Source organism: Stenotrophomonas sp. GD03819, assembly GCF_029841665.1.
Lineage (GTDB): Bacteria > Pseudomonadota > Gammaproteobacteria > Xanthomonadales > Xanthomonadaceae > Stenotrophomonas > Stenotrophomonas geniculata.
Window position 1 is genome coordinate 87,455 of the sequence record NZ_JAOCEW010000007.1, and the last position, 13,793, is coordinate 101,247.

General features: G+C 67.4%; 13 protein-coding genes. 8 read left to right on the forward strand and 5 right to left on the reverse strand.

Translation table 11 applies throughout. The annotated features are described in order from the left end of the window. The first annotated feature begins 70 nt into the window (after positions 1-70). Positions 71-949, forward strand: coding sequence for a pseudouridine synthase (locus N5D45_RS06170; RefSeq protein WP_057502437.1), 879 nt, complete (start codon positions 71-73; stop codon positions 947-949). Between the two features lie 6 nt (positions 950-955). On the opposite strand, the gene N5D45_RS06175 is transcribed toward N5D45_RS06170, so the two are convergent. Next, positions 956-1,444: a YaiI/YqxD family protein gene (locus N5D45_RS06175; RefSeq protein ID WP_010484520.1), complete on the reverse strand. Its 489-nt coding sequence runs from the start codon at positions 1,442-1,444 to the stop codon at positions 956-958. 302 nt (positions 1,445-1,746) lie between these two features. Between N5D45_RS06175 and N5D45_RS06180 the strand changes: the two genes are divergently transcribed. From N5D45_RS06180 to N5D45_RS06195, 4 genes are all read left to right on the forward strand, one after another. Then, on the forward strand, positions 1,747-1,956 hold the full coding sequence (locus N5D45_RS06180) for a cold-shock protein (RefSeq protein WP_004153307.1): 210 nt from the start codon (positions 1,747-1,749) through the stop codon (positions 1,954-1,956). 185 nt (positions 1,957-2,141) lie between these two features. Next, complete coding sequence (locus N5D45_RS06185) at positions 2,142-2,831, forward strand: glutathione S-transferase (RefSeq protein ID WP_010484523.1); 690 nt, start codon at positions 2,142-2,144, stop codon at positions 2,829-2,831. Between the two features lie 32 nt (positions 2,832-2,863). Then, the gene (locus N5D45_RS06190) at positions 2,864-4,429 is read left to right on the forward strand and encodes a protein adenylyltransferase SelO family protein (RefSeq protein ID WP_197657323.1); all 1,566 of its coding nucleotides are present in this window, start codon (positions 2,864-2,866) and stop codon (positions 4,427-4,429) included. Between the two features lie 589 nt (positions 4,430-5,018). Next, entirely contained in the window at positions 5,019-5,555 is a 537-nt protein-coding gene (locus tag N5D45_RS06195; protein ID WP_019338396.1) for an adenine phosphoribosyltransferase, read from the forward strand. Positions 5,556-5,633: 78 nt separating this feature from the next. Here the strand turns inward: N5D45_RS06195 and dbpA are convergent, their stop codons facing one another. After that, positions 5,634-7,010: an ATP-dependent RNA helicase DbpA gene (dbpA, locus tag N5D45_RS06200; protein WP_010484543.1), complete on the reverse strand. Its 1,377-nt coding sequence runs from the start codon at positions 7,008-7,010 to the stop codon at positions 5,634-5,636. A gap of 85 nt (positions 7,011-7,095) precedes the next feature. Then, positions 7,096-8,175, reverse strand: a complete 1,080-nt coding sequence (locus N5D45_RS06205) for a YeiH family protein (protein ID WP_057504268.1) — start codon at positions 8,173-8,175, stop codon at positions 7,096-7,098. Between the two features lie 102 nt (positions 8,176-8,277). On the opposite strand from N5D45_RS06205, the gene N5D45_RS06210 reads away from it, so the two are divergent. Both N5D45_RS06210 and N5D45_RS06215 read left to right on the forward strand, forming a co-directional pair. Beyond that, positions 8,278-9,153, forward strand: coding sequence for a LysR family transcriptional regulator (locus tag N5D45_RS06210; protein WP_057504267.1), 876 nt, complete (start codon positions 8,278-8,280; stop codon positions 9,151-9,153). A 348-nt stretch (positions 9,154-9,501) separates the two neighbouring features. Then, positions 9,502-11,385, forward strand: coding sequence for an ATP-binding cassette domain-containing protein (locus N5D45_RS06215; protein ID WP_010484548.1), 1,884 nt, complete (start codon positions 9,502-9,504; stop codon positions 11,383-11,385). Between the two features lie 147 nt (positions 11,386-11,532). Here the strand turns inward: N5D45_RS06215 and N5D45_RS06220 are convergent, their stop codons facing one another. Beyond that, a complete protein-coding gene (locus N5D45_RS06220; protein WP_279938610.1) occupies positions 11,533-11,994 on the reverse strand; it encodes a cytochrome c in 462 nt (153 codons plus the stop codon). 9 nt (positions 11,995-12,003) lie between these two features. Continuing rightward, positions 12,004-12,393 carry a c-type cytochrome gene (locus tag N5D45_RS06225; protein WP_005413034.1) on the reverse strand — a complete coding sequence of 130 codons (390 nt, stop codon included), beginning with the start codon at positions 12,391-12,393 and terminating at the stop codon, positions 12,004-12,006. A gap of 207 nt (positions 12,394-12,600) precedes the next feature. Here N5D45_RS06225 and N5D45_RS06230 point away from each other — a divergent pair, with 207 nt between their 5' ends. Continuing rightward, a complete protein-coding gene (locus N5D45_RS06230) occupies positions 12,601-13,752 on the forward strand; it encodes a MexH family multidrug efflux RND transporter periplasmic adaptor subunit (RefSeq protein WP_010484552.1) in 1,152 nt (383 codons plus the stop codon). Positions 13,753-13,793: the final 41 nt, after the last annotated feature.

Below are 13,793 nucleotides of genomic sequence, written 5' to 3' on the forward strand. Positions count from 1 at the left end.
CGTGGCCGGGCTGTCTGTGGCGCGTCAACGTGGCACCCTTTCACTCTTTCCTGCCGCAGGAGTGCCACCGATGACCCTGCCCAGCCGCCTGCAGCTGCCGCCCGGCCACTGGAGCAGCCTGCTCGATGGCCTGTGTGCACGTTTCCCACGCATCGACCGTGCGCAGTGGCAGGACCGCTTCGCACGAGGCCGTGTGCAGGATGCGCAGGGCAGGGCACTGGCGCCGGACATGCCCTGGCAGGTGGGGCTGGAAATCCAGTACTTCCGCGAGGTGGCCGACGAGCCGGTGATTCCCTTCGCCGAGACCATCCTGCATCTGGATGCGCACCTGCTGGTGGCGGACAAGCCGCACTTCCTGCCGGTGACGCCGGCCGGTGGCTATGTGCGCGAAACCCTGCTGGCGCGCCTGGTCGCACGCACCGGCAACACCGAACTGGCGCCGTTGCACCGCTTGGACCGGCTGACCGCCGGCCTGGTGCTGTTCTCGACCCAGGCAGCCACGCGTGATGCCTATCAACGGCTGTTCCGCGAACGGCGCATCGAGAAGACCTATGAGGCGCTGGCACCGGCGCTGCCCGGGCTGGCGTTTCCGTTGCAGCGGGACAGCCGCCTGGTGCCGGGCGAACCGTTCTTCCGCATGGCCGAAGTGCCGGGCGAGCCCAATGCGCGCAGCCGGATCGAGCTGATCGAGGCCGAAGGGCCGGTCTGGCGCTACCGGCTGCTGCCGGAAACCGGCCGCAAGCACCAGCTGCGCGTGCACATGGCGGCGCTGGGCGCGCCGATCGAGGGCGATGACCTGTATCCGCTGCTGAGGCCGCGCCCGGATGAAACGGTCGAGTCGCCCCTGCAGCTGCTGGCGCAGGGGCTGGCCTTCGATGACCCATTGAGCGGGGAGCCCCGGCGGTTCAGCAGCCGGCGCCGCCTGTGCCTGCCCGGCCAGGGCGGGTAGGGCCGTTCAGCGAACCGGGCGTCGGGCCAACCAGCGGTCCAGCTCGGCAGCGAACAGCTGCCGGTCGCGCGGACCCAGCGGCGGCGGGCCACCGGTCTGCACCCCGGCGCCGCGCAGCTCTTCCATGAAATTGCGCATCGACAGCCGCTCGGCCATGTTGTTCGGGGTGTACAGCTGGCCGCGCGGGTTCAGCGCCACGGCCTTCTTCTCCAGCACCAGGGCGGCCAACGGGATGTCCTGGGTGACCACCAGGTCTCCGGCGGCGACCCGCTCGACGATGGCGCTGTCGGCCACGTCCAGGCCCTGCGGCACCTGGATCGAGCGCAGCCAGCGCGATGGCGGGGTGCGGATCCACTGGTTGGCGACCAGGGTCAGCTCGATCCCAACGCGTTCAGCGGCACGGAACAGGATGTCGCGAATGACGGTGGGGCAGGCATCCGCGTCCACCCAGATGCGGGGCAGGGCGGGTTCAGCTTGGGTTTCAGCTTCAGTCATTTACCCAGTGTAGGGTAGGAAAAACCTGAATGGGGACTCGGAGTTAGGCTTGATCGGCTGCCAAGCCTTGTCACGCCTAGCGGGCAGGGTTTGCCCATGAACGTCCGGGCTATCGCTTTTTGCAGAAAACACGCGTATCGTTCGACCCACTGTGTTTGCTAGGGTCACCGTGAATCGTGGCCTGGTGCAGTTGATCTCACGATCCGCTCATCGATCCGCTTTACCAACGCCTGCAACTCAGTCTCGGCCCCGATACCCGGTGGCTGCGATTTTTTTCAACATGTGTTTCAGGAGTTAGTCAAATGTCTGATCGTCAGACCGGCACCGTCAAGTGGTTCAACGACGCCAAGGGCTTCGGCTTCATCACCCCGGAAAGCGGCCCGGACCTGTTCGTGCACTTCCGTGCCATCCAGGGCACCGGCTTCAAGACCCTGCAGGAAGGCCAGAAGGTTACCTTCATCGCCGTCCAGGGCCAGAAGGGTATGCAGGCTGACCAGGTGCAGGCGGTCTAATCCGTCTGCTACCGTTTGGTAGCCAGAACGCCGGAAGCGAAAGCTTCCGGCGTTTTTTGTTGCCTGCTGTTCTGTAGCGTCGAGCCATGCTCGACTGCTTTCCAAAGGCAGTCGAGCATGGCTCGACACTACATGGGGCATGCACTGCTCGCGGTACGATGCGGGCCTCCCCAAGGATCATCCCCATGCGCATCGTCCATCACCTGGAAAACTCCCGTTCCCTGCGTGTGCTGTGGATGCTGGAGGAGCTGGGGCTGGACTACGAACTGCGCCGCTATCCGCGCGATCCGAAGACGCTGCTGGCGCCGCCGGAGCTGCGCAACGTGCATCCGCTGGGCAAGTCGCCGGTACTGCAGGATGGCGAGCTGGTACTGGCCGAGTCCGGTGCCATCCTCGACTACCTCGCGGATCGCTATGACACCCAACGCCAGCTGTCGCCGTCACCGATGCCGGCCGATGGCGCCGAGCGCATCGCCTACCGTTATTGGCTGCACTACGCCGAAGGCTCGGCGATGCCGCCGCTGCTGCTGACCCTGGTGATGGGCCGCATCCGCAACGCGCCGATGCCGTTCTTCGCCCGTCCGATCGCGCGCAGTATCGCCGACAAGGCCGAACGTGGCTTCATCGGCCCACAGCGGCGCCTGCACCTGGACTGGATGGAGCGCCGCCTGGCCGAAAGCCCGTGGTTTGCCGGTGAACGCTTCAGCGCGGCCGACATCCAGATGAGCTTCCCGATCCAGGCTGCGGCCGCGCGCGGCGGTGGTCTCGACGACAAGCCGGCACTGCGTGGCTTCCTCAAGCGTATCGGTGAGCGACCCGCCTACCAGCGTGCCGAGGCCCACGGCGGCCACCTGCAGGCGCTCAGCGGCAATTGAGGAGGGCGGCCGTCGCCCCCATCTTCAGCACCATGGATACCGACAGCCCCCGTTTCGACAACCGCCTGCTGCAGACCCTGCCGGGCGATCCCGAATCCGGCCCGCGCCGGCGCGAAGTGCTGGGTGCGGCCTGGTCGCCGGTGATGCCGACCCCGGTGACGGCGCCCACGTTGCTGGCCTGGTCGCCGGATGTTGCCGCGATGCTTGGTTTCGATACCGCTGAAGTCGAAAGCGAAAGCTTCGCGCAGGTGTTTGGCGGAAACGCGCTGTACGCCGGCATGCAGCCTTGGGCGGCCAACTACGGCGGCCATCAGTTTGGTCACTGGGCCGGCCAGCTCGGCGACGGTCGCGCGATCTCGCTGGGTGAACTGGTCGCGCCCGATGGCCGTCATTGGGAGCTGCAGCTGAAGGGGGCGGGGCCGACGCCGTACTCGCGCGGCGCCGATGGTCGCGCGGTACTGCGCTCGTCGATCCGCGAGTTCCTGTGCAGTGAAGCGATGCACCACCTTGGCGTGCCGACCACGCGTGCGCTGTCGCTGGTTGGTACCGGCGACGACGTGGTGCGCGACATGTTCTACGACGGTCATCCGCGTGCCGAGCCCGGCGCCATCGTATGCCGCGTGTCGCCGTCGTTCCTGCGCTTTGGTTCCTTCGAGCTTCCGGCATCGCGCGGGGAAACCGCACTGCTGCAGCATCTGGTTGATGCCTGCATCGCCCGCGACTTCCCCGAACTGCATGGGCAGGGTGAGGCGCTGTATGGCGACTGGTTCGCGCAGATCGCGGTGCGCACCGCCGAGATGATCGCGCACTGGATGCGCGTCGGCTTCGTGCATGGCGTGATGAATACCGACAACCTGTCCGTTCTTGGTCTTACGCTCGACTACGGTCCCTATGGCTGGGTCGAGGATTTCGATCCGGACTGGACGCCGAACACCACCGATGCCCAAGGCCGGCGCTATCGTTTCGGCACCCAGCCGCAGGTGGCGTACTGGAACCTGAGCCGATTGGCACAGGCATTGTCACCGTTGTTTGCCGATGTCGAACCGTTGCAGGCTGGATTGGCTGCATACCAGTCCACCTTCGTGGCCTGCACGCGCCGCGATGCCGCAGCCAAACTCGGCCTGGCTGCGGCCGACGATGACGACCTGCAGCTCTACCTGCGCTGGCAGCAGTTGATGCAGGACGGGGGAATGGACATGACCCTGGCCTGGCGTGCGCTGATGCGTATCGATCCCGCGGCACCGGATGTGGCGCTGCTGGATGCGGTGTACTACGACGAGGCGCGCCAGCAGGCGGTGCAGGCGCCGTTGCAGCAGTGGCTGCAGGACTATGCGGTGCGGTTGCAGGCCGATCCGCTGTCGGCCAGCGAACGCCTGGCGAAGATGACAGCGGCCAACCCGCTGTACGTGCTGCGCAACTGGCTGGCCCAGGAAGCCATCGATCGCGCGGAGCAGGGCGACCTCGGCGGTGTTCATGCGTTGCAGGACGTACTGCGCAATCCATACACCGAGCGTTCCGGTCTGGAACACTTCGCCAGCAAGCGCCCGGCGTGGGCCGACAATCGCGCCGGCTGCTCGATGCTGTCCTGCAGTTCCTGAGGGTGGGTTTCGGCAGGGCTGCGCCCTGTACCCGCAGAGGCCAGGTCAACAGCGAGAGCAAAAGCGGATTCCGTGGTTTGGCGGGGCGGTGTCGGAATGCGGGGACGCCGCAAGTACGTCCGTGTAGGCTTGGCAGCCGCATCCATGCGGCTGACACCCCGCACTCCGACACCGCCCCGCCTCCGACAGATTCCCGTTGCTGTGGGTAGGTGTCGACCTTGGTCGACACGGTCGATCCACGCCATGCGTGGATGCTCTTCGTTCAATTCTCGAAATATTCGATCTAGATGAAGATTCATCCACACATAGCGTGGATCTACGACAGATCGCAGGAATCTGTCGAAGGCGGGGTGGGTCCGGTTGCGGGGGCGTGAGCCGCATGGATGCGGCGACCGAGCTTACATGGACGTACTTGCAGCGCCCCCCGCAACCGGACCCACCCCGCCATCCCTCGGAATGCGGCTTTTGTTTTCGCTTTTGCTTGCGCGGTGGCCTCTGCAGGTGCCGGGCGCAGCCCGGCCGACACCCCCAACAGGCAGCCGGCGCCCGGAACAGGTACCCTATGCCGCCATCAGACAACCAACGTGACATGACCGACGCCCTCGTCGCTCCGCAGTGGGCCTCCCGCCTGCGCGACATCGCCGACTTCCCCAAGCCCGGCATCCTCTTCAAGGACATCATGCCGCTGCTCGCCCATGGCGAGGACTTCCGCGGTGCCATCACCGCGATGGCCGACCGTTGGCGCGACCAGAAGCTGGACGCGGTGATCGGTATCGAATCGCGTGGTTTCATCCTCGGTGCCGCCATGGCGCTGGAACTGGGCGTGGGCTTCGTGCCGGTGCGCAAGCCGGGCAAGCTGCCGGGTCAGGTGCTGCGCGAGGAATACACGCTGGAATACCGCAGCGACTGCATCGAAGTGCACGCCGATGCGCTGCCGGCCGGTGCCCGCGTGGCGATCATCGACGACGTGCTGGCCACGGGCGGCACGCTGGTCGCCGCGTTGTCGCTGGTGCGCCGCCTGGGTGTCGAGGTGGTGGGTGCCGGCGTGCTGGTCGAGCTGGACGGCCTCGGCGGCCGCGCACGCTGGGAAGCGGACCTGCCGCTGCACACCGAACTGGTGTTCTGAGTCTGTCGCCGGGCGTGGCCCGGCGCTACACACGGCATGCAGGTAGTGCCGGGCCATGCCCGGCGACTACCTTGCCAATCACATCATCCGCACGCGGAAGCGACGGCCCTTGATCTTGCCGGCTTCCAGCCTGGCCACGGCCTTGTTGGCCTGCTCTCGGGCGATCGCCACGTAGGAGCGGGTCGGGAAGATCGCGATCTTCCCGATGAACTTGGCTGACAGGCCGGCATCACCGGTCAGCGCGCCAAGGATGTCGCCCGGGCGCAGCTTGTCGGTCTTGCCACCATCAATGCGCAGGGTGCGCATCGCGGCCTGCGGCAATTCGGCCGGGCGCGAGGTCGCCAGCGGCGTCTTCTGCCAGTCCAACGGCTGCCCCATCTGCGCTTCGATGGCTTCGGCGCGGGTCTTCTCACGGCCGGCCACCAGGCTGATCGCCAGGCCGCTGGCACCGGCACGGCCGGTACGGCCCACGCGATGCTGGTAGCTCTCCACGTCGGTCGGCAGCTCGTAGTTGATCACCGCCGCCAGCTCTTCCACGTCCAGGCCACGTGCGGCCACGTCGCTGGCCACCAGCACGTTGCAGCTGCGGTTGGCCAGCAGCAACAGCACTTCCTCGCGGTCGCGCTGCTCCATGTCGCCATGCAGGGCGAGCGCGGAGAAGCCGAACTGCTGCAGGGAATTCGCAACCTCGTCCACGTCCTTGCGGGTGTTGCAGAACACTACCGCCGATTCCGGCGTGTACTTCAGCAGCAGGCCCGCCAGCGCCTTCTGGCGGTGCGCCGGTTCCACCTCGCAGAACAGGTGGCGGATGGCCGGCGCCTGATCGGCGCCTTCCACGGTCACTTCCACCGCGTCGCGCAGCAAGTCACGCGCCATGGCGCGGATGCTGTCGGGGAAGGTGGCGGAGAACAGCAGGCTCTGGCGGTCCTTGTGGGTGCGGCCGGCGATCTCGCGGATCGGCTCCTCGAAGCCCATGTCGAGCATGCGGTCGGCTTCGTCCAGCACCAGCGTGCGCACCGCGCCCAGGTTCAGCGCGCGCTTGCGTGCCAGCTCCTGCACGCGGCCGGGTGTGCCGACCACCACATGCGGGTCATGGCCTTCCAGCGACGCCAGCTGAGGGCCCAGCGGCACGCCGCCCACCAGCAGCAACAGCTTCAGGTTGGGGATGCCGGTGGCCAGCTTGCGGATCTGCTTGCCGACCTGGTCGGCCAGTTCGCGGGTCGGGCACAGCACCAGTGCCTGCACGCGGATCAGGCTGGGGTCGATGGCCTGCAGCAGGCCCAGGCCGAAGGCGGCGGTCTTGCCGCTGCCGGTCGGCGCCTGTGCGATCACATCGCGGCCATCCAGAATGGCCGGCAGGCTCTGCGCCTGCACGGGGGTGAGGGTGGTGTAGCCGAGGGCATCCAGGCCGGGCTGCAGGGCCGGGCTCAGCGGCAGGGTCGAGAAGTCAGTCATGGCGCATTGTACCCGTCTGCGCGGCCGCTCCCTGCCACAGGGTCTTCATCCACGTGGGCGCCGACCTTGGTCGGCACGCTCTTGATCAGCCCAGCACCGCCAACACGCCCTGATGAATCGCCAGGCCACCGAACAGCAGCCAGGCGAACAGGATCAGCGCCAGCAGCAGCGGCTTCAGGCCTGCCTGGCGCAGCGCCGAGACGTGGGTGGTCAGGCCCAGCGCGGCCATCGCCATCGCCAGCAGCACGGTATCCAGCTGCACCAGCCCGGCCTGCAGGCCCGCCGGCAGCAGATGCAGCGAGTTGAAACCGGCCACCGCCACGAAACCGAAGGCGAACCACGGCACCACGATGCGCGCCTTGCTGCCGTCGGCGCTGGCCTTGCCGCCACGCGCCAGCCACAGCGACAGCGCAACCAGGAACGGCGCCAGCAGCATCACCCGCACCATCTTGGTGATCACCGCCGTATCAGCCGCCGCTTCATTGACCGCACGGCCTGCCGCCACCACCTGTGCCACTTCATGCACCGTCGCACCGGTGAAAAGGCCGTACTGCTGCGCATCCATCGCCAGCCAGCCGTGCGACTGCACCAGGGCATACAGCGCCGGGTACAGGAACATCGCCAGCGTGCCGAACACCACCACCGTCGACACGGCCACCGTGACCTGTGCCGCGCGGCCACGCACCACGGGTTCGGCAGCCATCACCGCTGCCGCGCCGCAGATCGCGCTGCCAGCACCGATCAGCATCGCTGCCTCGCGCTCCATCTTGAACACGCGCACACCCAGCCAGCAGGCCAGGCCGAAGGTGCTGGCGACCACCAGCACGTCCATCAGCACGCCGCTGACGCCGACGTGGCCGATGTCCTGGAAGGTCAGGCGCAGGCCGTACAGCACGATGCCGGCGCGCAGCAGCCAGTGCTTGGAAAAGCCGACACCGGCCGCGCTGCTCGGCGCCAGCCGCGGGTAGAGGGTGTTGCCGATCACGATGCCGGCGACGATGGCCACGGTCAGCGCACTCAGGCCGTGTGCCTGCAGCCACGGCAGCTCGGCCAGGTACAGCGACGCCGCTGCGATCAGGCCGACCAGCAGCAGGCCGGGCAGGCGCGGCTGCCAGCGTTGGCGCAGGGCGGGCAGGGACCAGGGGGAGAGGGCGGGGGCGTTCATAGCACGGGCAGCGCTGGAGAGATGGGGCAAGCGTGCGCCTGAGATGATTACCTGTAAAACGAATAATATGGGTGAAACCTACCCATAAAGAAGGTAAGTGCCATGCGCCTGACCTTGCGCCAGCTGCAGGTCTTCGTCGCCATCGCCGATCACGGCAGCACTACCGCCGCCGGCCAGGCCATCGCGCTTTCGCAATCGGCCAGCAGCGCCGCCCTGCAGGAGTTGGAAGCCCACTTCGGCACCCCGCTGTTCGACCGCATCGGCCGCCGCCTGGCGCTGAACGGGCACGGCCGCGCACTGCTGGAGCCGGCGCGTACCTTGCTGGTCAACGCCGCCGATCTGGAGCGGCAGTTGGCCGCCGGCGGCGACCCGTCGCAGGGCGCGCCGCTGCGGCTGGTGCTGGCGGCCAGCACCACCATCGGCAATTACCTGCTGCCGCCACGCATCGCCGAACTGCTGCGCCAGGCGCCACAGGCCGAGGTTGATCTGCGCATCGACAACAGTGCCGGCGTGGTCGCCGCCGTGCAGCGCCTGGACGTCGACGCCGGCCTGATCGAAGGCCCGTGTCACGAGCGCGGCCTGCAGGTGACCGCCTGGCAGCAGGATCCGCTGGTGATCGTCGCCGCCGCCGATGCCCCCGCGCGCTGGTCGCTGGATGAACTGCGCCGCGCACGCTGGCTGCTGCGCGAGCCCGGCTCGGGCACCCGCGAGGCGGTGGAGCAGGCGTTGTTGCCGCATCTGCGTGGCTTCGCCCAGACCCTGCAGCTGGGCAATACCGAAGCGATCAAGCAGGCCGCCATCGCCGGCCTCGGCCTGGCCTGCCTCTCGCGCCATGCGCTGGAAGAGCCGCTGGCGCTGGGCCGCCTGCGCGTGATCGAGACCGCGCTGCCGCCCCTGCAGCGCACCCTCTGGCTGGTACGCCACCCGGGCAAGCACTGGCTGCCGGGATTGCAGGCGTTGTTGGGGGACGTGGAGTAAGTCATCAGACCCCTAGTCGATTTCATCCATCGACAGTCCCTGCAGCGCTCATCCACGCATGGCGTGGATCTACCGTGTCGACCAAGGTCAACACCCACCAGAGCAGAATGCCGTTCCGACAGATCGCGGGAAACTGTCAGAGGCGGGGTGGTGTGGGTCTGCAGGACCGTTGGCGCCATGGATGGCGCCATCGAGCCCCCATGGATGGGTTTACGGCGTGTCCTGCAGACCCATACCGCCCCGCCATCCCACAGGAAACCAGCTTTGGCTGTTGCTTCGGCAGCAGCAGTGGCCGCTGCGGGTGCCGGGTGCAACCCGGCCGACGCCCCCAACCCGTACAATATCCGGATGCCTCTGATTACCCTACAGAACGTCGACTTCAGCGTCGGCGGCCCGTTGTTGCTGGAAAAGGCCGAACTGTCGATCGAGCCGGGCGAACGCATCGCCCTGATCGGCCGCAACGGCGCCGGCAAATCCACCCTGCTCAAGCTGCTGTCCGGCGACCACAAGCCCGATGACGGCGAAGTCCGCGTGCAGCAGGGCGTGCGCGTCACCCGCCTGGAGCAGGAAGTGCCACACGGCGCCGCCGGCTCGGTGTTCGACGTCGTCGCCGATGGCCTCGGCGAACTGGGCCAGTGGCTGGCCGAATTCCACCACCTCAGCCATGCAGAAGTATTCGATGGCGAAGCCCTCGGCAACGTGCAGGCCAAGATCGACGCCGCCAACGGCTGGGGCCTGGACCAGCGCGTCAGCGAAACCCTGACCAAGCTCGACCTGGACGGCGAGGCCGAGTTCGGCCGCCTGTCCGGCGGCATGAAGCGCCGCGTGCTGCTCGCCCGTGCACTGGTCTCCAGTCCGGATGTGTTGCTGCTGGACGAACCGACCAACCACCTCGACATCGAAGCCATCGACTGGCTCGAAGCGTTCCTGAAGGGCTGGAGTGGCAGCGTGGTGTTCGTCACCCATGACCGCCGCTTCCTGCGTGCGCTGGCCACCCGCATCGTCGAGATCGACCGCGGTCAGGTCACCAGCTGGCCGGGCGACTGGGCCAACTACGAGCGCCGTCGCGAGGAACGCCTCAACGCGCAGGCGCAGGAAAACGCACGCTTCGACAAGCTGCTGGCGCAGGAAGAAGTGTGGATCCGCCAGGGCATCAAGGCCCGTCGTACCCGCGACGAAGGCCGCGTGCGCCGCCTGAAGGCGATGCGCACCGAGCGTTCGCAGCGCCGCGATCTCAGTGGCAACGTCAAGATGGAAGCCGCACAGGGCGTCAGCTCCGGCAAGAAGGTCATCGACGTCAAGGACATTTCGTTCGCCTTCGGCGAGCGCACCATGGTCCGCGATTTCACCACGACTATCCTGCGTGGCGACCGCATCGGCCTGATCGGCCCCAACGGCAGTGGCAAGACCACGCTGCTGAAGCTGCTGCTGGGTGAACTGCAGCCGGCCAAGGGCGAAGTCAACGCCGGCACCAACCTGCAGATCGCCTATTTCGACCAGTACCGCGCGGTGCTGCGCGAAGACTGGAGCGCGATCGAGAACGTGGCCGAAGGCCGCGATTTCCTCGAGTTCAACGGCAAGCGCAAGCACGTGCATGCCTACCTGCAGGACTTCATGTTCACCCCGGAACGTGCGCGCGCACCGATCACCCGCCTGTCCGGTGGCGAGCGCAACCGCCTGCTGCTGGCCAAGCTGTTCGCGCAGCCGTCCAACCTGCTGGTGATGGACGAACCGACCAACGACCTCGACGTGGAAACCCTGGAGCTGCTGGAAGAGCTGCTGGGCGACTACACCGGCACGCTGCTGCTGGTCAGCCACGACCGTGACTTCATCGACAACGTGGTGACCTCCACGCTGGTGATGGAAGGCGATGGCGTGATTGGCGAGTACGTCGGCGGCTACAGCGACTGGCAGCGCTATGCAGCCAGCATCGCAGCGCCTGCTGCGGCTCCGGCAGCCAAGCCGGCGGTTGCTGCACCGGCCACCCCGACGGCCGCAGCTCCGGCCGCACCGAAGCGCAAGCTGGCCTACAAGGAAGCGCGCGAACTGGAGCAGCTGCCGAAGACCATCGAGAAGCTGGAAGGCGATGTCGAAGGGCTGACCTCGGCGATGAACGATCCGTCGTTCTACACCCGCAGCAGCGCCGAAGTGACCGCGCACACCCAGCAGCTGGCCAAGGTGCAGGCCGAGCTGGATGCCGCGTACGCACGCTGGGAAGAGCTGGAAGGCTGAGTTCGCCGGGTTCGTGCGGACCAACGGTCCGCACCTACCGACGCCGGTGCCTGGTAGATCCACGCCATGCGTGGATGTCTGCATCAGTGCGGACCATGGTCCGCACCCAACAAAGCGGATTCCACACCCACCGGGGGGGGCTGGGAGTCATTTGACCCCGTGCAGATCCCGCAACTGGCTCGGCCGGCTACCGAAGTACGCCGCCAGATCGGCGATGTCCTGATCGCTCAGGTCCTTCGCCTGCAGCGTCATCAACATGTGCTGGCGGTCACCGGCACGGTAGGCCTGCAGGGCGTGCGCCAGATAGTCGCCGTACTGCCCACCCAGCTTCGGATAGGTCGGGTCGATCGGCGCATTGCCGTCAGCCCCGTGGCAGTCGATGCAGCTTTGGTTGGTGGCCTTGCCCTTCACCTTGGCGCGGGCTTCACCGGCGGCCTCGCGGCCTGCGGGCAGGCCGGCCGAAGAAGAAGAGCCGTGTTCGCCGCTGGCATGGCCCGGGTCGGCGGCGGATTTCTCGCTGTTTTCCACCTGCGACTGCGAACAGGATGCCAGCAGCAGGGCAACGGACAGGGCGATGGCGTGACGCATCGGATGCGCGGCTTTCGACATGGGCGGGCCTTACTTGACGGTGGACAGGTAAACAGAGAGATCGGCGATCTCCTGTTCGCTGAAACTCATCGACTGCGCCTGCATCGTCGGATGCCGGCGCTTGCCCTGGCGGTACTCGGTCAGGGCCTGGGCCAGGTACTGCTGGGTCTGGCCGCCGATCTTCGGCACCCGGTAACTGGGGTAGGCGTTCTTGTAGCCGGTGATCCCGTGGCAGCCCTGACAGGTGTAGGCCAGGACACGGCCATTGTCGAAGTTGCCGGTGGGGGCGGCGGGCGCCGGGGCAGCGGCGGGAGCCGGGGCCGGGGCCGGTGTGGCAGGAGCAGGAGCGGGCTGTGCGGCGGCCCCAAGGGGCAGGAGGACGGCCAGAGCGAGACAAGCGGCGAGCGGCTGCGGGCGCATGGTGTCGTTTCCGGGGATTCGGGTCTGGTCGTTCCGGCGTGGGGTACGGAACGACCCGAGTATAGCCCCAGGTTTCATCTAGCTGAAATGGGGGGGCGGGCCGACCAGTGGCGTGAAGGCACCATGACCTTTGGGATATGGTGTTGCCGTGAAGTGGTGCATTACTTTGCTACCACACCTGTCCACGCATCCTCCAGGGACCTGACGATGTCGCACCCAACCTTCCTGTCCGGCCGTCGCAGCGGAATCTGCGCTGCCGCACTGCTGATCTCCACCTCCCTGCTGCTGGGCGGTTGCGCCGCAGGGCCCAATTCCGAAGCCAAGGCCGCCGAGACCAAGGAGGAGAAGAAGGTCGACGCGGTCCCGGTCGAAGTGGCCGTGGCCAGCCACCGTGCCGTCGCGGCCAGCTACACCGGTACCGCCGCGTTGGAACCACGCGCCGAATCGCAGGTGGTCGCCAAGACCTCCGGCGTGGCGCTGGCGGTGCTGGTCGAGGAAGGCCAGCGGGTGACCGCTGGCCAGCCGCTGGTGCGCCTGGACCCGGACCGCGCACGCCTGGCCGTGGCGCAGAGCGAAGCGCAGATGCGCAAGCTGGAAAACGACTATCAGCGTGCACAGAAGCTGGTCGTCCAGCAGCTGGTCAGTGCGGCCAGCGTTGACCAGCTGCGCTACGACCTGGAAAACGTCCGTGCGCAGTACCGCCTGGCCACGCTGGAACTGTCCTACACCACGGTGGTGGCGCCGATCTCCGGCGTGATCGCCTCGCGCTCGATCAAGACCGGCAACTTCGTGCAGATCAACACGCCGATCTTCCGCATCGTCGACAACTCGCGGCTGGAAGCCACGCTCAATGTGCCCGAGCGCGAGCTGGCCACGCTGCGCGCCGGCCAGCCGGTGACACTGGCTGCCGATGCACTGCCGGGGCAGAGCTTCACCGGCACCGTCGATCGCATCGCGCCGGTGGTGGATTCGGGCAGCGGCACGTTTCGCGTGGTCAGCGCCTTCGATGGCGCCGCGCATGCGCTGCAGCCCGGCATGTTCGGCCGCATCCGCATCGATTACGACCAGCGTGCCGATGCGCTGGTGGTGCCGCGCCTGGCGCTGCTCGACGACGGTGAGCCGGCGGTGTTCCGGGTGCGCGAAGGCAAGGTCGCACGCGTTCCGGTCAAGCTGGGTTACGCCGAGGGCCCGTGGGTGGAGATCCGTGATGGCCTGGCGGCCGGTGATCAGGTGGTCACCGCCGGCAAGGTCGCGCTGCGCGACGGCACCGCAGTGCAGGTGATCGCTGATCCGAAGGCAAAGGCGAAGACGGTCGCAGCGGCCGCCAAGCCGGCAGACAAGGCCGGGAGCAAGCAATGACCGCCCCGGGCCACGACCACGGTGCCTCGCCGGCGAGCGAC

Bases quoted from the DNA above. Each gene is read 5' to 3' on its own strand.
- N5D45_RS06225 (WP_005413034.1), bottom strand. From the start codon at position 12,393: ATGCGCCCGCAGCCGCTCGCCGCTTGTCTCGCTCTGGCCGTCCTCCTG.
- N5D45_RS06215 (WP_010484548.1), top strand. From the start codon at position 9,502: ATGCCTCTGATTACCCTACAGAACGTCGACTTCAGCGTCGGCGGCCCG.
- dbpA (WP_010484543.1), bottom strand. From the start codon at position 7,010: ATGACTGACTTCTCGACCCTGCCGCTGAGCCCGGCCCTGCAGCCCGGC.
- N5D45_RS06210 (WP_057504267.1), top strand. From the start codon at position 8,278: ATGCGCCTGACCTTGCGCCAGCTGCAGGTCTTCGTCGCCATCGCCGAT.
- N5D45_RS06175 (WP_010484520.1), bottom strand. From the start codon at position 1,444: ATGACTGAAGCTGAAACCCAAGCTGAACCCGCCCTGCCCCGCATCTGG.
- N5D45_RS06220 (WP_279938610.1), bottom strand. From the start codon at position 11,994: ATGTCGAAAGCCGCGCATCCGATGCGTCACGCCATCGCCCTGTCCGTT.
- N5D45_RS06170 (WP_057502437.1), top strand. From the start codon at position 71: ATGACCCTGCCCAGCCGCCTGCAGCTGCCGCCCGGCCACTGGAGCAGC.
- N5D45_RS06190 (WP_197657323.1), top strand. From the start codon at position 2,864: ATGGATACCGACAGCCCCCGTTTCGACAACCGCCTGCTGCAGACCCTG.
- N5D45_RS06230 (WP_010484552.1), top strand. From the start codon at position 12,601: ATGTCGCACCCAACCTTCCTGTCCGGCCGTCGCAGCGGAATCTGCGCT.
- N5D45_RS06205 (WP_057504268.1), bottom strand. From the start codon at position 8,175: ATGAACGCCCCCGCCCTCTCCCCCTGGTCCCTGCCCGCCCTGCGCCAA.
- N5D45_RS06195 (WP_019338396.1), top strand. From the start codon at position 5,019: ATGACCGACGCCCTCGTCGCTCCGCAGTGGGCCTCCCGCCTGCGCGAC.
- N5D45_RS06180 (WP_004153307.1), top strand. From the start codon at position 1,747: ATGTCTGATCGTCAGACCGGCACCGTCAAGTGGTTCAACGACGCCAAG.
- N5D45_RS06185 (WP_010484523.1), top strand. From the start codon at position 2,142: ATGCGCATCGTCCATCACCTGGAAAACTCCCGTTCCCTGCGTGTGCTG.